At 66.9% G+C, this 18046-nt stretch carries 18 protein-coding genes and 1 pseudogene; 10 read left to right on the top strand and 9 right to left on the bottom strand.

Annotated elements, in window-relative coordinates; translation table 11 throughout:
• The first annotated feature begins 24 nt into the window (after nt 1-24).
• Together SALMUC_RS14140 and SALMUC_RS14145 are read left to right on the top strand one after the other, a co-directional pair.
• Entirely contained in the window at nt 25-693 is a 669-nt protein-coding gene (locus tag SALMUC_RS14140) for a TetR/AcrR family transcriptional regulator (protein WP_156883517.1), read from the top strand.
• The gene (locus tag SALMUC_RS14145; protein WP_020042233.1) at nt 690-1763 is read left to right on the top strand and encodes an alpha/beta hydrolase family protein; all 1074 of its coding nucleotides are present in this window, start codon (nt 690-692) and stop codon (nt 1761-1763) included. Before SALMUC_RS14140 ends, SALMUC_RS14145 begins: the two co-directional genes overlap by 4 nt.
• 287 nt (nt 1764-2050) lie before the next feature.
• On the opposite strand, the gene bioB is transcribed toward SALMUC_RS14145, so the two are convergent.
• The 5 genes from bioB to SALMUC_RS14170 form a co-directional block, all read right to left on the bottom strand.
• The gene (gene bioB, locus SALMUC_RS14150; RefSeq protein ID WP_020042234.1) at nt 2051-3025 is read right to left on the bottom strand and encodes a biotin synthase BioB; all 975 of its coding nucleotides are present in this window, start codon (nt 3023-3025) and stop codon (nt 2051-2053) included.
• Complete coding sequence (locus tag SALMUC_RS14155; protein WP_020042235.1) at nt 3022-3579, bottom strand: biotin transporter BioY; 558 nt, start codon at nt 3577-3579, stop codon at nt 3022-3024. The genes bioB and SALMUC_RS14155 overlap by 4 nt, the downstream gene beginning before the upstream one ends.
• Before the next feature lie 84 nt (nt 3580-3663).
• Nucleotides 3664-4332: a GntR family transcriptional regulator gene (locus SALMUC_RS14160; protein ID WP_020042236.1), complete on the bottom strand. Its 669-nt coding sequence runs from the start codon at nt 4330-4332 to the stop codon at nt 3664-3666.
• Between the two features lie 155 nt (nt 4333-4487).
• The gene (locus SALMUC_RS14165; protein WP_020042237.1) at nt 4488-5108 is read right to left on the bottom strand and encodes an SAM-dependent methyltransferase; all 621 of its coding nucleotides are present in this window, start codon (nt 5106-5108) and stop codon (nt 4488-4490) included.
• A 12-nt stretch (nt 5109-5120) separates the two neighbouring features.
• Nucleotides 5121-6038: an NAD(P)/FAD-dependent oxidoreductase gene (locus SALMUC_RS14170; RefSeq protein ID WP_020042238.1), complete on the bottom strand. Its 918-nt coding sequence runs from the start codon at nt 6036-6038 to the stop codon at nt 5121-5123.
• Between the two features lie 121 nt (nt 6039-6159).
• Between SALMUC_RS14170 and SALMUC_RS14175 the strand changes: the two genes are divergently transcribed.
• The gene (locus SALMUC_RS14175) at nt 6160-6630 is read left to right on the top strand and encodes an Rrf2 family transcriptional regulator (protein ID WP_020042239.1); all 471 of its coding nucleotides are present in this window, start codon (nt 6160-6162) and stop codon (nt 6628-6630) included.
• 312 nt (nt 6631-6942) lie between these two features.
• Here SALMUC_RS14175 and SALMUC_RS14180 read toward each other — a convergent pair whose 3' ends face one another.
• The gene (locus SALMUC_RS14180; RefSeq protein ID WP_037372014.1) at nt 6943-8013 is read right to left on the bottom strand and encodes a site-specific integrase; all 1071 of its coding nucleotides are present in this window, start codon (nt 8011-8013) and stop codon (nt 6943-6945) included.
• A gap of 119 nt (nt 8014-8132) precedes the next feature.
• Between SALMUC_RS14180 and dusA the strand changes: the two genes are divergently transcribed.
• Entirely contained in the window at nt 8133-9140 is a 1008-nt protein-coding gene (dusA, locus tag SALMUC_RS14185) for a tRNA dihydrouridine(20/20a) synthase DusA (RefSeq protein WP_021120417.1), read from the top strand.
• Nucleotides 9141-9198: 58 nt separating this feature from the next.
• Entirely contained in the window at nt 9199-10020 is an 822-nt protein-coding gene (locus SALMUC_RS14190) for a sulfite exporter TauE/SafE family protein (protein WP_020042242.1), read from the top strand.
• A gap of 32 nt (nt 10021-10052) precedes the next feature.
• On the opposite strand, the gene SALMUC_RS14195 is transcribed toward SALMUC_RS14190, so the two are convergent.
• The 3 genes from SALMUC_RS14195 to ccmI all read right to left on the bottom strand — a co-directional run bounded on the left by SALMUC_RS14195 (nt 10053) and on the right by ccmI (nt 12071).
• Nucleotides 10053-10289, bottom strand: coding sequence for a DUF1289 domain-containing protein (locus tag SALMUC_RS14195; protein WP_020042243.1), 237 nt, complete (start codon nt 10287-10289; stop codon nt 10053-10055).
• On the bottom strand, nt 10286-10762 hold the full coding sequence (ruvX, locus tag SALMUC_RS14200; RefSeq protein ID WP_020042244.1) for a Holliday junction resolvase RuvX: 477 nt from the start codon (nt 10760-10762) through the stop codon (nt 10286-10288). The genes SALMUC_RS14195 and ruvX overlap by 4 nt, the downstream gene beginning before the upstream one ends.
• A gap of 76 nt (nt 10763-10838) precedes the next feature.
• Complete coding sequence (gene ccmI / locus SALMUC_RS14205) at nt 10839-12071, bottom strand: c-type cytochrome biogenesis protein CcmI (RefSeq protein WP_020042245.1); 1233 nt, start codon at nt 12069-12071, stop codon at nt 10839-10841.
• 178 nt (nt 12072-12249) lie between these two features.
• Between ccmI and SALMUC_RS14210 the strand changes: the two genes are divergently transcribed.
• The 5 genes and pseudogenes from SALMUC_RS14210 to SALMUC_RS14230 all read left to right on the top strand — a co-directional run bounded on the left by SALMUC_RS14210 (nt 12250) and on the right by SALMUC_RS14230 (nt 18016).
• A complete protein-coding gene (locus SALMUC_RS14210) occupies nt 12250-13494 on the top strand; it encodes a sarcosine oxidase subunit beta family protein (protein ID WP_020042246.1) in 1245 nt (414 codons plus the stop codon).
• A gap of 112 nt (nt 13495-13606) precedes the next feature.
• A complete protein-coding gene (locus SALMUC_RS30825; protein ID WP_020042247.1) occupies nt 13607-13864 on the top strand; it encodes a hypothetical protein in 258 nt (85 codons plus the stop codon).
• Between the two features lie 135 nt (nt 13865-13999).
• Entirely contained in the window at nt 14000-14338 is a 339-nt protein-coding gene (locus SALMUC_RS14220) for a sarcosine oxidase subunit delta (protein ID WP_020042248.1), read from the top strand.
• 70 nt (nt 14339-14408) lie between these two features.
• Nucleotides 14409-17448: pseudogene (locus tag SALMUC_RS14225) on the top strand (sarcosine oxidase subunit alpha family protein).
• Entirely contained in the window at nt 17441-18016 is a 576-nt protein-coding gene (locus SALMUC_RS14230; protein WP_021120419.1) for a sarcosine oxidase subunit gamma, read from the top strand. The pseudogene SALMUC_RS14225 and the gene SALMUC_RS14230 overlap by 8 nt, the downstream one beginning before the upstream one ends.
• Nucleotides 18017-18046: the final 30 nt, after the last annotated feature.

Raw genomic sequence — 18046 nt, forward strand, 5'->3', positions numbered from 1 at the left:
AGATCGGCTGTGTGCTACTAAATATTGAACGAACGTTCGTTCATTAATCGAAAGTTTCTAGCTGAGGTCAAGATGGGCGGTCCCAATATGGAAAAGGGCAAGCGGGAGCTGGCGGCTGAAGCGCGCCGGAAGTTGCTGATGGAAGCAGCGATCACCTGTTTTGCCGAGAGCGGGATCGCTCGAACGAGCATGCGCGATATCGCACGCAAGGCGGGCGTCAGTATCGGTAACCTCTACAATCACTTTCCAGGTCGCGACGATCTGATCGCAGAGATCGCAAAGATGGAAACGGCGGGGCTGACCGGGATCGTCGAGGCGGTAAAGGCCTGTGGGGAAAGCGGCGCGGCAGTGGAGACTTTCGTGATGCGCTATTTCGATCATTGCGCTGAGCCGGTATCGGCGGTCCTGACCATCGAGATTACGTCCGAGGCCCTGCGCAACCCGGAAATCGGCAGGCTCTTCAGCGGCAACCGGAGCATGTTAATCGCCTACCTGGCCGAGGCGATGGCGTTGGAAAGACCAGAGCCGACCCGTGCCGAAGAGGAAAGGCACCTGCAGACCGCTGGACTTATTCTCGATACGGTCGAAGGGTTCGCGCTGCGCGTGGGACTCGGCGGAAAGCCTGCCACCGACGCCGACAAGCTGGCGCTGATGGCCTTCATCGACCGTGCCGTGAATGGCGATGTTCCATGAAGAGGCGGTGGATCGTTTGGGTCACCCTGGGTCTTATAGCGACAGTGGCATCGCTGGCGGGCGCGTTGGTGGCGTTCTCGCGCATTGCGGATTTCGAGATCCCGGCCGTCCCGGCCACGGACATCGGATTCGAGCATGATGGAGCGACGCTGCAGGGAACGCTCCTCGCGGCTTCCGAGATCGGACCGATCCTCTTGATCGTGCATGGCGATGGTGCGCAGGATCGCTGGTCCGACACGGGTTATCTGCCTCTGATCAATGCGCTGGTTGGAGCGGGCGTTTCGGTGTTCAGTTGGGACAAGCCAGGCGTTGGTGCGTCATCCGGCAATTGGTTGTCGCAGTCGATGCATGACCGAGCGGCCGAAGCCGCCGAAGCGCTAGCCGCAATTCGTGCGCAGCCCGGCAACGAGAACCGGCCCATCGGTCTTCTGGGCTTTTCCCAAGCCGGATGGGTGTTGCCGCGTGTGCCATCACTGACGGAGCAAGCGGATTTTCTGGTCCTGATCGGGGCCGCGATCAACTGGCAGGACCAGGGGCGATACTTCACTACGGTGCAGCTCTCGCGGGAAGGCAGGTCGTTGGAGGAGATCGCGGCTGAGCTGGATCGGCAGGCAAAGAGCGACCAGCGCCGCTTCGGGCCGGGCGCGACCTATCGAGATTACGTCGCTGCGGAACGTGCCGCGGGACGGCCCGAAGGCGAAATCCTGACAAAGGATCGCTTCGGGTTCATTCGTCTCAACCATGGCGAAGACGCACGGGAGCATATTGCCCGCCTCACCCTGCCGATGTTGGTACTCATGGGGGCGGACGATCTGAACGTCGATCCGCTGGAGACGGTCTCAGTCTATCAGGAGTTGATCGGCATGGCGCATCCGCAGAACCGGATACACCTGGTCCCCGGTGCAACCCATTCGCTGCTCGATGCCCGTTACTACAATTACCAGCTGCCGGACCAATGGCCTTTCGCTGCGAAGGTCAGGTTCGCGCTGGCCGGTCGCGATGCCTATTCGCGGGACGTGATCAACATCATTGCCGGATGGATCGATGAAACAGCCGTGATAACGCAATGATCGAACGAATTCACGCAGTGCTCAGGCAGCCTTTCTGGTTGGGAAAGCAGCCCCAGATCGACCGCTTTTTCAGCCCCACGCATATCGAAGCGGACCTTGGCGCAGCTGCAGCGAATTGGTGGTTTGTCCGCATAGCCAACGCTCCTGACCGCCGTAGCGAATGTCCGCGTCGGGCCTGCCGTGCAGTCAGACGCAATGCTGCTGATCGCAGGGGCAGACCTATATCGTGCCGTTCAGGAGACCAAGGCAGATCGCCCCGGCAGCGGAGATCCTTGTCGGGGCTGAGCCTATACCGCTGCGAGCCGGGCGGCGGCCTTCGCAGGGGCAATGTGCATCCCGAGCCGGACCAGCAGATCCTGATCTTTCCACACCGCCGGATTGCCGGTGGTCAGCAGCTGGTCACCCACGAAGATCGAGTTTGCGCCCGCAAGAAAGCACAGCGTCTGCACCTCGTCGCTCATCCCCGTGCGCCCGGCGGACAGGCGCAGGACCGAGGCGGGCATCAGGATGCGGGCCAGCGCCACCATGCGCACCAGCGCGAAGGGGTCGACGGCTTGGGCGCGCGCCTGCACCGGCACGCCCTCGACCTCGTTCCACAGGTTCACCGGCACACTGTCGGGATGCGCGGGGAGGGTCGCCAGCGTCACCAGCATGGCGATGCGGTCTTCCTCGGCCTCGCCCATGCCGAGGATGCCGCCACAGCAGACCTTGATGCCGCCCTTGCGGACCTGCTCGACCGTATCGAGGCGGTCCTCCATCGTGCGGGTGCTGGCGATCTGGGCATAATACGCCGGCGAGGTGTCGATGTTGTGGTTGTAGAAATCGAGCCCCGCCGCCTTCAGCCGGGCGACCTGGGCAGGGGAGAGCATCCCCAGCGTCATGCAGGTCTCGAGTCCCAGATCGGCCACGCCCCGGACCATGTCGCAGAGCTTGTCCATGTCGCGGTCCTTGGGGCTGCGCCAGGCGGCGCCCATGCAGAACCTTTGCGCCCCGGCGGCCTTGGCGCGCCTGGCGGCTGCCAGAACCTCCTCCGGTTCCATCAGCTTGGTGGCCTTTACGCCCGTGTCGTGATGGGCGGATTGCGAGCAATAGCCGCAATCCTCCGGGCAGCCGCCGGTCTTGATGCTGAGCAGGCTCGCGGTCTCGATCGTGGTCGGGTCGAAATGGGCGCGGTGCAGCGTCTGGGCGCGGTGGAGCAGGTCGGGAAAGGGCAGGGCGTGAAGCTCCCGTGCTTCTTGCATGGTCCAGTCGGTCCGGATCATTGTCTGCGCTCCTTCAGACGGGTGATCGCCGCGTTCAGGCCGCTGGCCAGGGCGACCTTGAGCAGATCGCCGAGGATGAATGGCGTGAAGCCTGCGGCGATCAGGCCGGGAAGCGGGACGAAGGCGGTCAGCCAGAGCAGGCCGACGGCATAGACGACGGCAAGACCGGCGAGCATCGCAAGTGCCTGACCGATCCACCCCCGATTGCGGGACAGCCAGCCGATGACCAATGTCGAGAGCAGATAGCCCGCGAGGTAGCCGCCCGTCGGCCCGACGAGATAGGCAAGCCCGATGCCACGTTCCGGCGCATTGGAAAAGACCGGCAGGCCCAATGCACCAACGGCCAGATAGGTTGCCATCGCCGCGAAACCAAGCCTCGGTCCGAGCGCGGCGGCGAGAAAGAAGACGGCCAGCGTGTGAAGGGTCATCGGGACCGGCCAGAACGGGATCTGCACCTTGCCGCCAATTGTTATCAGCAGGGCGCCACCAAGTACGACGGCGATGCCGCGCCAGAGCGATGCGGGGCGGGTCCGGGATGGGTCGAGAAATGCCATGTGTCTGTCCTCCGAAGATAGGCGTGGAATCTATCTATAATTAGGAGGGTCGGATCGGGTGGAGGCAATCAGGATTATAGATAATTATCCGAGAATCTCGTAAGTCTCTCTTGAATCTGAGTTTTTTCCAACAGGTTTGCGTTTTCCAATCCAGCCGACGTGGCGTGCAAGCGTGGTGCAGGCAAGATCGGTCTGCCCTCTGCGCAGCGCGTCGAGGATGGCGCGGTGATCGTGATCGGTGCGCGCCTCCCAGTCGCGTCGCCAGGCGGCGAAAAGAAAGCGCGCGGTTGCCGCCTGAAGGTCGTCGATGGTTCGCAAGAGCCGTGGCATCCGGCAGGGGGCAAGGATCAATCGGTGGAAGTGACGGTTCGCCGCGTCCCAGTCGCGCACCGTGCTGGCGCTGTCGCCGCGCCGCGTAACTTCCTCCGCCTCCTGAAGAATCCTGCGCGTCATGTTGGGCGCGGCGTGGCGCAGCGCGAGGCTTTCGAGGCTGGAGCGCATCTCGGCCACCTCGCGCAATTCGGCGATGTCGAACTCGGTAACACGAAAGCCGCGCCTTGGTTCGCTCTCCGCCAGGCCCTGGGTCTGCAGTACGCGAAAGGCCTCGCGCACCGGGACATGGCTGGCGCCGAACTCGGTGGCGATGTGGTCCTGCCGCAACCGTGCGCCGGGCGGGATCTCGCCCGATATGATGCGGTCGGCGAGGATGCGGGCAATGCGGGTGGATTGGGTCTCTTCGGGGGCATGCTTCATGAATTATAGATAATTGATGTCCCGCGGTAAGTCGATACGCTTGGCAGGCCTGCCGCTGCGGAGTCTGTCCGGCAGCGCCGAACGCACCCCGCCCCGGGCACAAGGGCCGGGTGTGGCCGGGGCGGGAAAAGGGGGCGCTGAACGAAATCCCTTCCTCAGCCCAGCCGCTGCAGGAAGATCACGTTGTCCTCGGCCGTTTGGCCTTGCACCTCGGGCCGGGTGCTCTTGCGCGCGATGGCACAGACGCACAGCCGCCGCCAGTGGCGCGGGTCGAGGGCAAGCGAGGCCAGCGTTTCCTCGGCGCCGGGAAACACCCTATCCTCCGCCGCCTCGGAGCCCGGCGGGCGCTTGCCGTGTTCGGTGATCAGCAGTCGCCCGCCGGTGGTCACGGCCCCCGCTGCCCGGGCCAGCACCCGGGCGCGCGGCCAATCCCGCGGCGATTGCAGAAAGCTGGCGACCACGAGGTCGTGGCTGCCGTCCGGGAAGGTTTCGGCCAGATCGTGTTCTTCGAAGCGGAGGGACCCAGCCAGTCCGGCTCGGGCGGATCTTTCAGAGGCGTGGGCGAGCGCCACGGCGGACACGTCCACCGCCGTCACCTGCCAACCTTGCCGGGCCAGCCAGAGCGCATCGTCGCCCCGGCCGCAGCCCAGTTCCAGCGCCGTCCCCGGCTGCAGCGGACCGGCGAACTGGGACAGGACGAGGCCGGGTTTGCCGGAGGTCTCGCCGGTCTTTTCGCGGTAGCGGTCGTTCCAGAAGTCTCGGGTGGTTTGTTGCATGGCGATGTTCCTTCAAGCCGTTGCGGTCAGATCGGGGTCGAAGATCAGCGAGCGGTGCGCGGCGCTGCCCGCCATCACGCCCGAGGCCGCGGCGATCGTGGCGTTGGGCATGGAGCTGGCAAGGTCGCCGGCAGCGAAGACGCCGGGCTGGCTGGTGGCCTGCATCGGGTCGACGGCCACGTAGGGGCCGGTCGGGCCGTCCGTCAGTGCACAGCCAAGATCGCTTGCCAGATCGCAGGAGGGCGCGGTGTCGGGCGCCAGGAACAGGCCCGCCAGCGCAACCTCTCGCCCGTCGTCCAGGCGCACCCCGTCGAGCGCCGGGGCGGTGCCGAGCAGGTCCACGACAGGCGTTTCCTCGACCGTGACCCTCCGGTCGGCCAGGCCTTGCCGCTGATCCGCGGAGAGGGCGAGCCGGCCTTGCGTGAAGAGCGTGGTCGGCCCCCAATCCGGCAGCAGCATGGCCTGGTGCAGCGCCGCGTCGCCGCGCGCCAGAACGCCGACTGGCCTGCCGTTCAGCTCATATCCATGGCAATAGGGACAATGCAGCAAGGTTTTTCCCCAGCGTTCGGTCGCCCCCGGCAGGTCGGGCAGGCTGTCGCGGACACCGAAGGCCAGCACCAGCCGCCGCGCGGTGATGTCGCCGCCCTTCGCCAATGTCACCTGAAATCCCTCTTCGTCGCGCGCAGCCGAAACCGCCGTGCCGTCCCGGAAGGACAGAGTGGGGTAGGCCGAGAGTTCGTGTCTGAGGGTCGCGCGGATGACCTGCGGGGAGCGCCCATCCTGCCCGGGGAACCCGTGCGAGGCGGCGGCAAAGCGGTTTCGGGGGGCGCCGGTGTCGAGCACGCAGACGCGTCTGCGGGCGCGGGCAAGCTGCATTGCGGCGGCGAGCCCGGCAAAGCTTCCGCCGATGACGATGACATCATGTTCCATGGTCTTCCCTCATATGTATCATTAAGAGTTACGTGATTCGCGGCGCGCCTTCAAGACACGAAACTTTCATTGTTACTTGAGTGCTGCTAAGGAGGCTGGAAAGATCAGGAAAGGAAACCCCATGGCGCGCGATCTTCGCATGTCCCGCATGTTGCACGTGTTGATCCACATGGACCGGCACCTCGGGCGTGCCACCTCGGAACAGATCGCGCAGATGATTTCGACCAATGCCGTGGTGGTGCGCCGGATGATGGCGGGGCTGCGCGAGCGGGGAATCGTGACGTCGGAAAAGGGTCATGGCGGCGGCTGGCAACTGGCTTGCCCGCTGGCCAGGATCAGCCTGCGCGATGTCTACGAGGCGGTCGGTCACCCGCCGTTGTTCAACATCGGGCCACAGGCGGATTCCTCGTCCTGCCTCGTCGAACAGGCGGTCGACGCGCGGCTGGACGCGACGCTGTCAGAGGCCGAGGCGCGGCTGCTGGCGCAATTTTCCACGATCACGGTGGAGGAGGTCGCGCAGGATTTCGAGCGGCGGTTTGCGGAGAGCGGGCACTCGGTGCCGTTCCAGTGGCATGGTTCGACGGACGAATGATTTGGGGAGCTGTTGTTCCGAGGTCGACCGAAAGCCAAGGTCGCTTGGACATAAAGCGCCAGGCCAACTCACCAGAAGCGTTCGTAGGTGATCGCATCTTCTGGTTCAGGGGGGGCAGGCGAATTTCAAAACGCGGGCTTTTCAGGGAATCCAGTCAACGGGAGTATGTGACTTTCTGCGCGCTCGGTGTCTCGCCTACCAAGATTTGATTTCCTCATAGATGCGGAGATTGCCTTCTCCGGTCCACATGCTCCATTATCTTCGTGGGTAAAGCGAAAGCGGTCGCGCGAAGGTCAAGCTTGGGTCGCCGTATCACGCGTTGTCGATTGCGAGCTGCAGTCCAGGCCAGCTCGCATATTTGTTGCCTGTTTCCCGGATGTGCGTGTATCGCTTCAGGCTGACCCAAGACCTGTGCCCACTGACGGCTGCTACATGGGGAATGTTCCAACCCATCTCGAATAGCCGAGAAATGCCTTCGTGGCGCAGATCGTGGAAGTGCAGATCCTCGATTCCGAGCAGCTTACAGGCGCGGGTGAAGTTGGCCGTGATCGCGTCCGGAGAGTAAGGAAAAATCTCAGCCTTGCTCTTGCACATACTGTCTATGATCTGAATGGCCTCCTCGGGCAGATCGACCCAGGTATCGTTTCCGAGCTTCTCGCCGGGATGCTTCATGTCACGGACCAGGATGCGCTTGTGCTCCTTCTGGAAGTCATCCCAGGTGAGGCGGGTGATCTCTGCCTGTCGGCGCGTCGAGAAGAGAGCGAACACGATCACCTTGTGCATGGGCATGGCCTGAGGTGTTCTTTGGCGCCGATCAACGAAATGGACCAGCAACCGGTCGAGTTCATCGAGAGTGGGTCTGCGGTTCCGCTGGGCTGAGCGGGAGGCAATCCCCATACGGCGCGCAACAGTGATCGCATCTCTCATCTCCCGGTCATCCAGTCGGAAATCCCACATCGGTCGTGCTATGGCGAATATGGAGGCGAGATGGCTCGCGTAGTTCCCGACTGTTTGCGGTTGTCCGGGCAGTGACTGAAGAAACTCGATGATATCCTTCGACTTGATGGTGGAACAGGGTAGATCGGCGATCGGGTAGGTGGCGATGGTCCTGAGGACCTGCGCCTTGGTACGACCGATATCCTTCACCGTTTCTTCGGTGTAGCGCTCAATCGCTTTGGACAACGGGGGGTCAGATACGTTCAACTCCTCCAAGGCACCAGGTTTTGCTAGCTCTTTCTCGCGCTTCTTTATCCAGGCGGTTGCGGCAGGGCGTCTGTCAAAGGTCTTTGTCTCGTGATAGACGGTTCCCTCGCGCATCACTCGTACACGTGCCCTGTAACTGTGACTTCCATCCTTGCGTTTGCGTGTGGTGATCGAGCCCATGATGGTCTCCCCATTTGGTCCACGAAATTGTATTTGGTCCACGGGACCAAATCCAGTGTCAAAATCGACGAATTTGGTCCATAATGAGCGGAAACGAGACGAACTGTAGGTGCCTGTAAGTGACCGAAAAGAATAAAAAAATAGAGATTTCAACGGCCTCCCGCCTGTCCGTTGCGCCCATGATGGACTGGACTGACCGGCACTGCCGTTACCTGCACCGCCTGCTTTCGCGCGAGACGCTGCTCTATACCGAGATGGTCACCGCGCCGGCGCTGGTGCGGGGCGGGGCGTTGCATCTGCTCGCCTATGACCCCGCGGAACATCCCGTGGCCTTGCAGCTCGGCGGGTCGGATCCGCGCGAACTGGCGCAGGCAGCGCGGTTTGGGGCCGAGGCGGGATACGACGAGATCAACCTCAACTGCGGCTGCCCCTCGGACCGGGTGCAGTCGGGCACCTTCGGCGCGGTGCTGATGACGCAGCCCGACCTCGTGGCCGAGGGTGTCGCGGCGATGCGCGAGGCCGTCGATGTCGAGGTGACCGTCAAATGCCGCATCGGCATCGACGACCAGGACGCAGAGGAAGCCTTGCCGCGCTTCCTCGAGGCGATCGAACGGGCTGGCTGCCGACGGGTGACGATTCACGCGCGCAAGGCCTGGCTGAAGGGGCTCAGCCCCAAGGAAAACCGCGACGTGCCGCCGCTGGACTATCCGCTGGTGCAGCGCATGAAGGCGGCGTTCCCGGGGCTGCATGTCTCGATCAACGGCGGGATCACGAGCCTCGCGCAGGCGGAACAACTGCTGGAGGCGGGCCTCGACGGCGTGATGATCGGGCGCGCGGCGTATCACCAGCCCTGGGACATCCTGGCCGAGGCGGACGAACGGATCTTCGGCATGCCGGGCACGCCGGCTTCGCCCGAGGCGGTGGCCCGCGCCATGCTGCCCTATATCGAGGCCCATCTCTCCGAGGGCGGACGCCTGCACCAGGTCACGCGGCACATGCTGGGGCTCTTCGCGGGCCGGCCGGGCGCGCGCCAGTGGCGCCGGGTGCTGTCGGAACGGGCAACCCGCGACGGCGCGGGGCCCGAGGTGGTCGAGGCGGCGCTGGGACGGCTGGCCGAGGCCGCCTGAGGTTGCACCCGGCCGCTCCGGGGGCTAAGCGGCTGGCACCCAGACAGGAGCCACGCCCATGTTCGACCTTGCCACGCTGCTTCCCCTGATCGGTCTGCTCGCCGTGACCAGCGCCTTCGCGGGCGTCATCGCCGGGCTTCTGGGCGTTGGCGGCGGGATCGTCCTGGTGCCGGCCTTCCTCTTCACCTTCGAGACGCTGGGCTATGACAGCCCGCAGCTGATGCAGGTCTGCCTCGCAACCTCGCTCGGGACCATCGTGGTCACCTCCATTCGTTCGGTGCTGTCGCACAACAAGAAGGGCGCGGTGGAGTGGTCTATCCTGAAGACCTGGGCGCCGGGCATCGTCATCGGCGCGATTCTGGGGGTTCTGGTGGCCGCGCGGCTGCGCAGCGACGTGCTGCAGGCGCTCTTCGGGGGGCTGGCGGTGGTGATCGGCCTCTACTTCGCCTTCGGCCGGCGCGACTGGCGGCTGGCGCAGTCCATGCCCGGCGGGCTGGTGCGGGCCGCGATCTCGCCGATGGTGGGCTTTCTGTCGGTGCTCATGGGGATCGGCGGCGGCAGCTTCGGGGTGCCGCTGATGACGCTCTGCGGCGTGCCGATCCACCGCGCGGTGGCCACGGCCGCGGGCTTCGGCCTGCTGATCGCCGTGCCCTCGGTGGCGGGTTTCCTCTTGGTGCCGGTGCCCGAGGCCGTGCGGCCGCCGCTGACCTTGGGGTCGGTCAACCTCGGCGCCTTTGCCATCGCCATCTCGATGACGCTGATCACGGCGCCGATGGGCGCGAAGCTGGCGCATTCGATCGATGAAAAGACCCTGCGCCGGGCCTTCGCGGTCTTCATCCTGATCGTGGCGGCGAACATGCTGCGCAAGGCGCTGTTCTAAGGCGCACCGGGGCCTTTGCGGGTGGGACTGGCCTAGCCCCGCTGCGAACGCCGTGCGGCCCGCCCGCCGCGGCGCTTCTGCAGGAGCCCTCGGCGCGAGGGCAGCTCGTCCATCACGGTGCGCCGTGCCTCGGGTGTCATGCGCGACCACTGCGTGATCTCGTCGATCGAGCGCAGGCACCCGGCGCAGAGCCGCGCCTCGGGGTGGATCACGCAGGTCTTGATGCAGGGGCTCTCGATCTCGTCCCGCTTCCAGATCTCGTCGCTCATTGCTCGATCCTCATGTGGCGCAGCCGGTCCAGCGCGCCCTGCAGGATATAGGAAGCCGCCACGTGATCGATCAACTCCGCGCGTTTCGCGCGCGAGGTATCGGCCTCGAGCAGGGCGCGTTCGGCCGCCACGGTCGAGAGCCGTTCATCCCAGTATCCGATTGGCCCATCCCAGAGCGCTGAGAAGTTGCGCGCGAAGGCCCGCGTCGACTGGCAGCGCGGCCCCTCGGAACCGTCCATGTTGCGCGGCAGTCCCAGGATCACGCCGCCGATCTCGCGCTCGGTGAGGATCCGGCGCAGACGCTCGGCGTCGAGGGTGAATTTCTTGCGCCGGACGGTCTCGAGCGGGGTCGCGACGGTCAGCAGGCGGTCGGAGACCGCGACGCCGATGGTCTTGGTGCCGAGGTCGAGCCCGGCAATTGCCGCGTCGCGTGGCAGGGCGGCGGCGAAGTCCGCGAACTCGTCGTGGATCATTGCGTGCCTCCGGCCCGCGCGGGGGCTCTGCCCCCGCAGCCCCCGGGATATTTGCGGCCAGAAGATGCCTGCGGGGTCATTCCGCCACTCCCGCACGGCGTGCGCCCGCGCGCACGGTGTCCAGCGCCTCGGGCTGGCCGGCGAAGACGCTCTGGGCCTCGGTCCATATCTCGCCGGCGCGCTCGGTTTCGCCCAGCACACCGAGCGCGCCGAGCAGGCGCGCCCATTCGTCGGGCGTGCCGCCCTGTTCGGCCAGCCGGCCGGCGAGGCGCTCGACCATGCCCTGCACCATCTGCTGGCGCTGCTCCGGCGTCATGTCGGAAGCGGCCTCTATATCGCCGGCGGAGGGACCCGGGGCGGCGGGCCGGACCGCTTGCGGAAGCTCGTAGTCGCCGATGCCCGCGCGATAGGCCATTTCCTCGATCTGGCCGCGAACCGGGGGCACCCAGGGCGCGTCCGCGGGACTTTCGCGCAGCAGCCGGTCCCAGATCCGGAAGGCGGCATCGGGGCGGTCGTTCTGGGCCATCATGAGCCCGCGGTAATAGCGCGCGACGCCGTTCGAGGGATCGCGGCGCAGGACCTCGTCGAGCACTTCCTCGGCCTCGGGCGACACGAAGCCGCCGGCCGCAAGCACCAGCATGTCGGCGAGATCGGCGTAGTCCTTGGTGGTGGCCGCCTCGCCCTTGAGCTCGATCAGGCGGCGCTGCGCCTCGTGGGCCGCGGCATAGTTGCCGAGCGCCGCCTCGGAGCGGGCGAGCAGCACGTAGCCCTGCAGGTCGTCCGGGCGGTCGGCCACGGCCTCGCGCAGGCGCTCGACGAGCCGGAGGTAGTCCTCGGGTGCCTCGGGGTTCGGCGCGGGGGGCACGCGGGCCTCGGCATCGTCCTGCGACGGGCGATTCGCCCGCAGCTCGGCGGCATTGTCGATGCGGTCGGAGAGGGCCAGGTCGCCGTAACCCGGCGCGCCGAGTTGCAGGTAGAGCGCAACCGCGCCGCCCGCGAGCGCGACGGCGATCACTGCGGCGGTCAGGCTGCGCGGCCCGCGCCCGGTCTCGGCCGTGGCACTCTCGTGGGCCTTGGCGTCGGCGCTGAGGATGCGGCGGGAGACCTCGGTGCGCAGGCGCTCGGCCTCTTCCTCGCCGATGACGCCCCGCGCGCGGTCCCGGTCGATCTCCTTGAGCTGATCGCGGTAGACCTGCAGGTCCCAGGCCTCCGCCGGGCCGTCCTCGCGCCGGGCGCGCAGCAGCGCCAGCACCAGAAGCGCCGTTACCAGCAGCGTGATCGCCGCCGCCACGATCCAGAAGGTCAGCATGCTCTCTCCATCCCTTGCCGGGCGAGGTTTACAGGGGCAGGCCACTGGAAAAAAGGACAAACCGGCGCGGCGAATTGGCCATGTCGCAAAGGTGAGCCGATGTGACGGTTGCGGTCGCGGCAAGGCACGTGCTGTCGTCCATTCATTGTCACGGACACGGCAACCGGATTCGACGCCCATGCAACGCTATTCCGTCTTCGCAATCGCCCGCGAGGCGGCGCGCCACCACACCGGCTGGCAGCGCGCCTGGCGCGATGCGGCGCCCAAGTCGCGCTACGACGTGGTCATCGTCGGTGCCGGCGGCCACGGCCTCGCGACCGCTTTCTACCTCGGGCGCAACTTCGGGATCACCAACGTCGCGGTGATCGACAAGGGCTGGCTCGGGGGCGGCAACACCGGCCGCAACACCACGATCATCCGCTCGAACTACCTGCAGGATTCCTCGGCGGCGATCTACGAGCGCTCTCGCGATCTCTACGAGACGCTCAGCCACGAGCTGAACTACAACGTGATGTTCAGCCCGCGCGGCGTGATGATGCTGGCCCAGACAGAGCACGAATTGCGCGGCTACCAGCGCACGGCACATGCCAACGCGCTGCAGGGCGTCGAGACCGAGATCATCGGCCCCGAGCGGGTCAAGCAGCTCTGCCCGATCATGAACATCGACGGGCCGCGGTACCCGGTGCTGGGCGCGCTGTGGCAGCCGCGAGCGGGCACCGCGCGGCACGATGCGGTGGCCTGGGGGTATGCGCGGGCCTGCTCGGACATGGGCATGGACATCATCCAGAACTGCGAGGTGACGGGCATCCGCTCCGAGGGCGGGCGCGTCAGCGGCGTCTCGACCACGAAGGGCGAGATCGCCTGCGACAAGCTGGGCATGGTGGTCGCGGGCCATTCCGGCGTTCTGGCAGAGATGGCGGGCTTTCGCCTGCCGATCGAGAGCGTGGCTCTGCAGGCACTGGTCAGCGAGCCGATCAAGCCCTGCATGGACGTCGTCGTCATGGCCAATACGGTGCACGGCTACCTGTCGCAGTCCGACAAGGGCGAGATGGTCATCGGCGGCGGCACCGACGGCTTCGTCAACTACACCCAGCGCGGCAGTTTCCACCACGTCGAGGAGACCGTGCGCGCCCTGGTCGAGACCTTCCCGATGCTTTCGCGGCTCAAGATGCTGCGCCAGTGGGGCGGGATCGTGGACATCACCGGCGACCGCTCGCCCGTGCTGTCGAAGACGCCGCTCGAGGGTTGTTTCATCAACGCGGGCTGGGGCACCGGTGGCTTCAAGGCCATCCCCGGCTCGGGCTGGGGCTTTGCCGAGCTGATGGCCCGGGGCCATTCGCCGCTGTGCGACGAGTTCGGGCTCGAGCGGTTCCGCGAGGGCCGGTTCATCGACGAGAGCGTCGCCGCCGGGGTGGCGCACTGATGCCGGCGCGTCCTGACGAAGCCGGGCGCTCGTGTCCCGGGCAAGTCGCATGGAACCGGACTGCGTGGTGCCGCGTTAACCGTATCTACGGAAACGACGCGGGATACGCCTTTTGGCCGATCACACCGACAGCCAGCCAGAGACCAGACGACAGGCGCGCACCACCCGGAGCGGTGGTAACACGCTGCTTGCCTTCGTCCTCGGCATGCTGGTCATTGTCGTGGCGGGCGGTGCCTTTGTCGCGTTCGGCGATGAAACGCTCTGGACCACGGGCGGTGACATCGGCGCTTCCGTCGGCGGCGGGACCGAGGCCGGCCAGGCTCTCGGAGAGGCGGCCCACGCGCTCGAGGCACTCGACACCGGCAACTGAGCATTGCGACACCGCACGGGCGGCTGGCCGGACACGTTCGTCGTGCGCGATCGTGTCGCGATCTTCGGCGGCCATTGGCCCGACCGTCGCCCGGCACGCTCTTCCCCATTTCGACCTCTACCAAGGAGCGGCCGGATGCTGATCCTCACCTGTCCCTGCTGCGGCATCGCGGCAGACGAAACCGAGCTGTCTCCGGGCGGCGAGGCGCACCTGACGCGCCACGGCCCCGGCAGCGGGGACACCGATTTCGAGGACTACCTCTTCAACCGCGAGAATGCGCGCGGCGTCCATTTCGAGCGCTGGCGCCATGCCCACGGCTGCGGCAAGTGGTTCCTCGCGGCGCGCGATACCGTGACGATGCAGGTCTTCGGAACCTATCCGGCGCAGACCACCGAGCCACCGCAGGAGATCCGCGACCGGATCACCAAGGCGCGGCCCGGCTGGCGCTGGCGCGACTTCGGAGCGGCGGAATGAGGCGCGCGCAGGCGCGTCGGCCGGCAGGCACCGGCAGGCAACGGGGCTGCAGGAACGAAAGGGTCTCGACATGAGCAGACGGCTGCCCGAGGGCGGGCGCTTTACCGACCGCTCGCAGCGGATCGGCTTCACCTTCAACGGCCGGTCTTTCCAGGGCTTTGCCGGTGACACGCTGGCCTCGGCCCTGCTTGGGTCGAACCAGGTGCTGATGGGGCGCAGCTTCAAGTATCACCGGCCGCGCGGCGTGGTCGCCAGCGGCGTCGAAGAGCCCAACGCGCTTGTCGGTCTCGGCAGCGGCGACAGGTTCGAGCCCGACCAGCGCGCCACCACGACCGAGATCTTCCCGGGGCTCGAGGCCACCAGCCAGAACCACTGGCCGAGCCTGGAGCGCGACGTGGGCGCGATCAACGACAAGCTGGCACGTTTCCTGCCGGCGGGCTTCTACTACAAGACCTTCCTCGCGCCGGTCTCCTTCTGGAAACACGTATACGAGCCTTTCATCCGGCGCTCGGCAGGTCTGGGCAAGGCGCCCGACGCCGAGGCGCGGGACCCCGACACCTACGAGCATTTCAACGTCACGACCGACGTGCTGGTCGTGGGGGGTGGCGTGGCCGGGCTGCAGGCCGCGAAGGCGGCGGCGGACTCGGGCGCGCAGGTGCTGCTGATGGAGCAGACTGCCCACTGGGGTGGCCGGGCGCCGGTCGATGGCGGCACGATCGAGGGTCTCGACCCCGAGGCGTGGGTTTCGCGCACCGTCGCGGCACTCGAGGCGATGCCCAACGTGCGCCTGCGCCTGCGCTGCATGGGCGCGGGCATCTACGATCATGGCTATGCCCTGGGCTACGAGCGCGTCGGCGACCATCGGCCCGAGGCCGACGGACCGCGGCACCGGCTCTGGCGGATCCGCGCGGGCCACATCGTCAGCGCCACCGGCGCGCTGGAGCGGCCGCTCAGCTTCGCGGGCAACGACCTGCCGGGCGTGATGCTGGCCTCGGCGGTGCGCGACTACGTCGTGAACTGGGGCGTGGCGCCCGGGGATCGCACGGTCGTCGTTACCAACAACGACGATGCCTACCGCACGGCCATCGCGCTCAAGAAGGCCGGGCTCAAGGTGCCGGCCGTGCTCGACGCGCGCCAGCATGGCGGCGGCGCGCTGATGCAGGAGGCCCGCGAACTGGGCATCCGGGTGGAGCAGGGCTGGGCCGTGGCCAAGGTCAAGGGCGGCGCCAGCGTCACCGGCGTGGCGGCCTGCCTGCAGATCGGGTCCGGCGTGGTGATGGAGGAGATCGCCTGCGACGCGGTGGCGATGTCCGGTGGCTGGTCGCCGGTCGTGCATCTGTGGTCGCACTGCGGCGGCAAGCTGCGCTGGGACGCCGAAGGCGCCTTCTTCCGCCCCGATCCGGCGCGTCCGGCAACCGGGGCTGACGGGCAGCCCATGATCTCGGCCGCCGGCGCGGCCAACGGCTTTGGCGGTCTCAAGGATGCGCTGGAAGATGCTGATCGCGCCGGGAAATTCGCCTGTCAGCGCGCGGGCTTCAAGCCCGCCGAGGGCGGCGTGCCCCAGGCCGACTTGCCGGCGGAAGCACCGCTTGCGCCGGTCTGGCTGATGCCCGCGGGCGCGGGCCCCGAGCTGCGGATGAAGGCATGGCTCGACTACCAGAACGACGTCAAGGTGAGCGACGTCCAGCTTGCCGCGCGCGAGGGCTACCAGAGCGTCGAACACGCCAAGCGCTACACCACGCTCGGCATGGCGACGGATCAGGGGAAACTCAGCAACATCAATGGCCTGGCCATCCTTTCTGATGCGCTGGATCAGCCGATCCCGCAGACCGGCACCACGACCTTCCGGCCGCCCTACACACCGATCAGCTTCGGAGCCATTTCCGGCGAGGCCAAGGGCAGCCTGTTCCAGCCGCTGCGCCGCACGCCGATGCACGCCTGGCACGAGGGCAACGGCGCCAGCTGGGAGCCGGTCGGCCACTGGCGGCGGCCCTACACCTACACGCAGCCGGGCGAGGACAAGCACCAGGCCGTCGTTCGCGAGATCAACGCCACGCGCGAAAGCCTTGGAATCCTTGACGCATCCACGCTCGGCAAGATCCTCGTCAAGGGGCCGGACGCGGGCCGCTTCCTCGACATGCTCTACACCAACATGATGTCGTCGCTGAAGGTCGGGCGCTGCCGCTACGGGCTGATGTGCAACGAGAACGGCTTTCTCATCGACGACGGCGTGGTGGTCAGGCTCTCGGAGGACAGCTTCCTGTGCCACACCACGACCGGCGGCGCCGACAGCATCCATGCCCACATGGAAGACTGGCTTCAGTGCGAGTGGTGGGACTGGAAGGTCTGGACCGCCAACCTGACCGAGCAATACGCCCAGATCGCCGTGGTCGGGCCCAACGCGCGCAACCTGCTCGAGACGCTGGGCGGGCTCGACCTCTCGAAGGAGGCGCTGCCCTTCATGGGCTGGACCGAGGGCACGCTGGGCGGCTTCCCGGTGCGGGTTTACCGCATCTCCTTCTCGGGCGAGCTCAGCTTCGAGATCGCGGTGCCGGCCAACCGGGGACGGGAGCTCTGGGACGCGCTGATCGATGCCGGGCGCGATTTCGGGATCACGCCCTACGGCACCGAGGCGCTGCACGTGATGCGGGCCGAGAAGGGCTTCATCATGATCGGCGATGAAAGCGACGGCTCGGTGATCCCGCAGGACCTGGGCCTCGACTGGGCGATCTCGAAGAAGAAGGACGACTACCTCGGCAAGCGCGCGCAGCAGCGATCGAACATGCGCAGCCCCGAGCGCTGGAAGCTGGTCGGGCTGGAAACGCTGGACGGCTCCGTGCTGCCCGACGGTGCCTACGCCCTGGCCGAGGGCCAGACCGCCAACCACCAGCACGCCACGCAGGGCCGCGTGACCTCGACCTACCACTCTCCCACGCTGGGGCGGGGCATCGCCATGGGCCTCGTGCTGCATGGGCCCGACCGCATGGGCGAGGTGCTTGAGTTCACCGCCGAGGGCTTCGACCCGCACGGCTCGGACGTCGCGGCCGTCAAGGCGCGGATCGTGACGCCCGTTCTTTTTCGACCCCGAGGGGGAAAAGCAGAATGTCTGAGATCATCGCCCCCCTGAACGGCGCCGCCTTCGACGGCCTGCTGCGCGTCGACGCGCTGGGTCCGCAGGGCCAGATCACGCTGCGCGGCGATTTCGCCGCGCCCGCCTTCCGCGACGTCGTCACGGAGGTCGCGGGCACCGCCTTTCCCGAGGCGCGCCGCGTCGAGGCGGCGGGCGACCGCGCGCTCCTGTGGATGTCGCCGGACGAGCTGATGCTGCTGCTGCCCTACGAGGCGGCGACCACCACCGCAGCCGACCTCGCGCAGCGCCTGTCGGGCGAGCATGCGCTGGCCGTCGATGTCTCGGACGCCCGCGCGCATTTCCGGCTGCGGGGCGCGCCGCTGCGCGATGTGCTGGCCAAGATCACGCCCGCCGATGTCTCGCCCGCGGCGCTGCCCGAGGGTGAATTGCGGCGGACGCGTCTGGCGCAGATTGCCGCCGCGGTCTGGCTTACGGGACCGCAGGAGGCGCGGCTCTTCTGCTTCCGCTCGGTGGCGCAATACGCCTTCGACCTGTTGAGCACGGCGGCGGCACCGGGCAGCGAAGTGGGGTATTTCGACGGCCGCTGAGGCGCGGCGCGCGGTGCCCGAATACCGACG

Origin of the sequence: Salipiger mucosus DSM 16094 (genome assembly GCF_000442255.1) — a bacterium.
Classification (GTDB): domain Bacteria; phylum Pseudomonadota; class Alphaproteobacteria; order Rhodobacterales; family Rhodobacteraceae; genus Salipiger; species Salipiger mucosus.

Bases quoted from the DNA above. Each gene is read 5' to 3' on its own strand.
- SALMUC_RS14190 (WP_020042242.1), top strand. From the start codon at position 9,199: ATGTTCGACCTTGCCACGCTGCTTCCCCTGATCGGTCTGCTCGCCGTG.
- SALMUC_RS14145 (WP_020042233.1), top strand. From the start codon at position 690: ATGAAGAGGCGGTGGATCGTTTGGGTCACCCTGGGTCTTATAGCGACA.
- bioB (WP_020042234.1), bottom strand. From the start codon at position 3,025: ATGATCCGGACCGACTGGACCATGCAAGAAGCACGGGAGCTTCACGCC.
- ruvX (WP_020042244.1), bottom strand. From the start codon at position 10,762: ATGATCCACGACGAGTTCGCGGACTTCGCCGCCGCCCTGCCACGCGAC.
- SALMUC_RS14160 (WP_020042236.1), bottom strand. From the start codon at position 4,332: ATGAAGCATGCCCCCGAAGAGACCCAATCCACCCGCATTGCCCGCATC.
- SALMUC_RS14170 (WP_020042238.1), bottom strand. From the start codon at position 6,038: ATGGAACATGATGTCATCGTCATCGGCGGAAGCTTTGCCGGGCTCGCC.
- SALMUC_RS14180 (WP_037372014.1), bottom strand. From the start codon at position 8,013: ATGGGCTCGATCACCACACGCAAACGCAAGGATGGAAGTCACAGTTAC.
- SALMUC_RS14165 (WP_020042237.1), bottom strand. From the start codon at position 5,108: ATGCAACAAACCACCCGAGACTTCTGGAACGACCGCTACCGCGAAAAG.
- SALMUC_RS14230 (WP_021120419.1), top strand. From the start codon at position 17,441: ATGTCTGAGATCATCGCCCCCCTGAACGGCGCCGCCTTCGACGGCCTG.
- SALMUC_RS14175 (WP_020042239.1), top strand. From the start codon at position 6,160: ATGGCGCGCGATCTTCGCATGTCCCGCATGTTGCACGTGTTGATCCAC.
- SALMUC_RS14210 (WP_020042246.1), top strand. From the start codon at position 12,250: ATGCAACGCTATTCCGTCTTCGCAATCGCCCGCGAGGCGGCGCGCCAC.
- SALMUC_RS14220 (WP_020042248.1), top strand. From the start codon at position 14,000: ATGCTGATCCTCACCTGTCCCTGCTGCGGCATCGCGGCAGACGAAACC.
- ccmI (WP_020042245.1), bottom strand. From the start codon at position 12,071: ATGCTGACCTTCTGGATCGTGGCGGCGGCGATCACGCTGCTGGTAACG.
- SALMUC_RS14195 (WP_020042243.1), bottom strand. From the start codon at position 10,289: ATGAGCGACGAGATCTGGAAGCGGGACGAGATCGAGAGCCCCTGCATC.
- SALMUC_RS14155 (WP_020042235.1), bottom strand. From the start codon at position 3,579: ATGGCATTTCTCGACCCATCCCGGACCCGCCCCGCATCGCTCTGGCGC.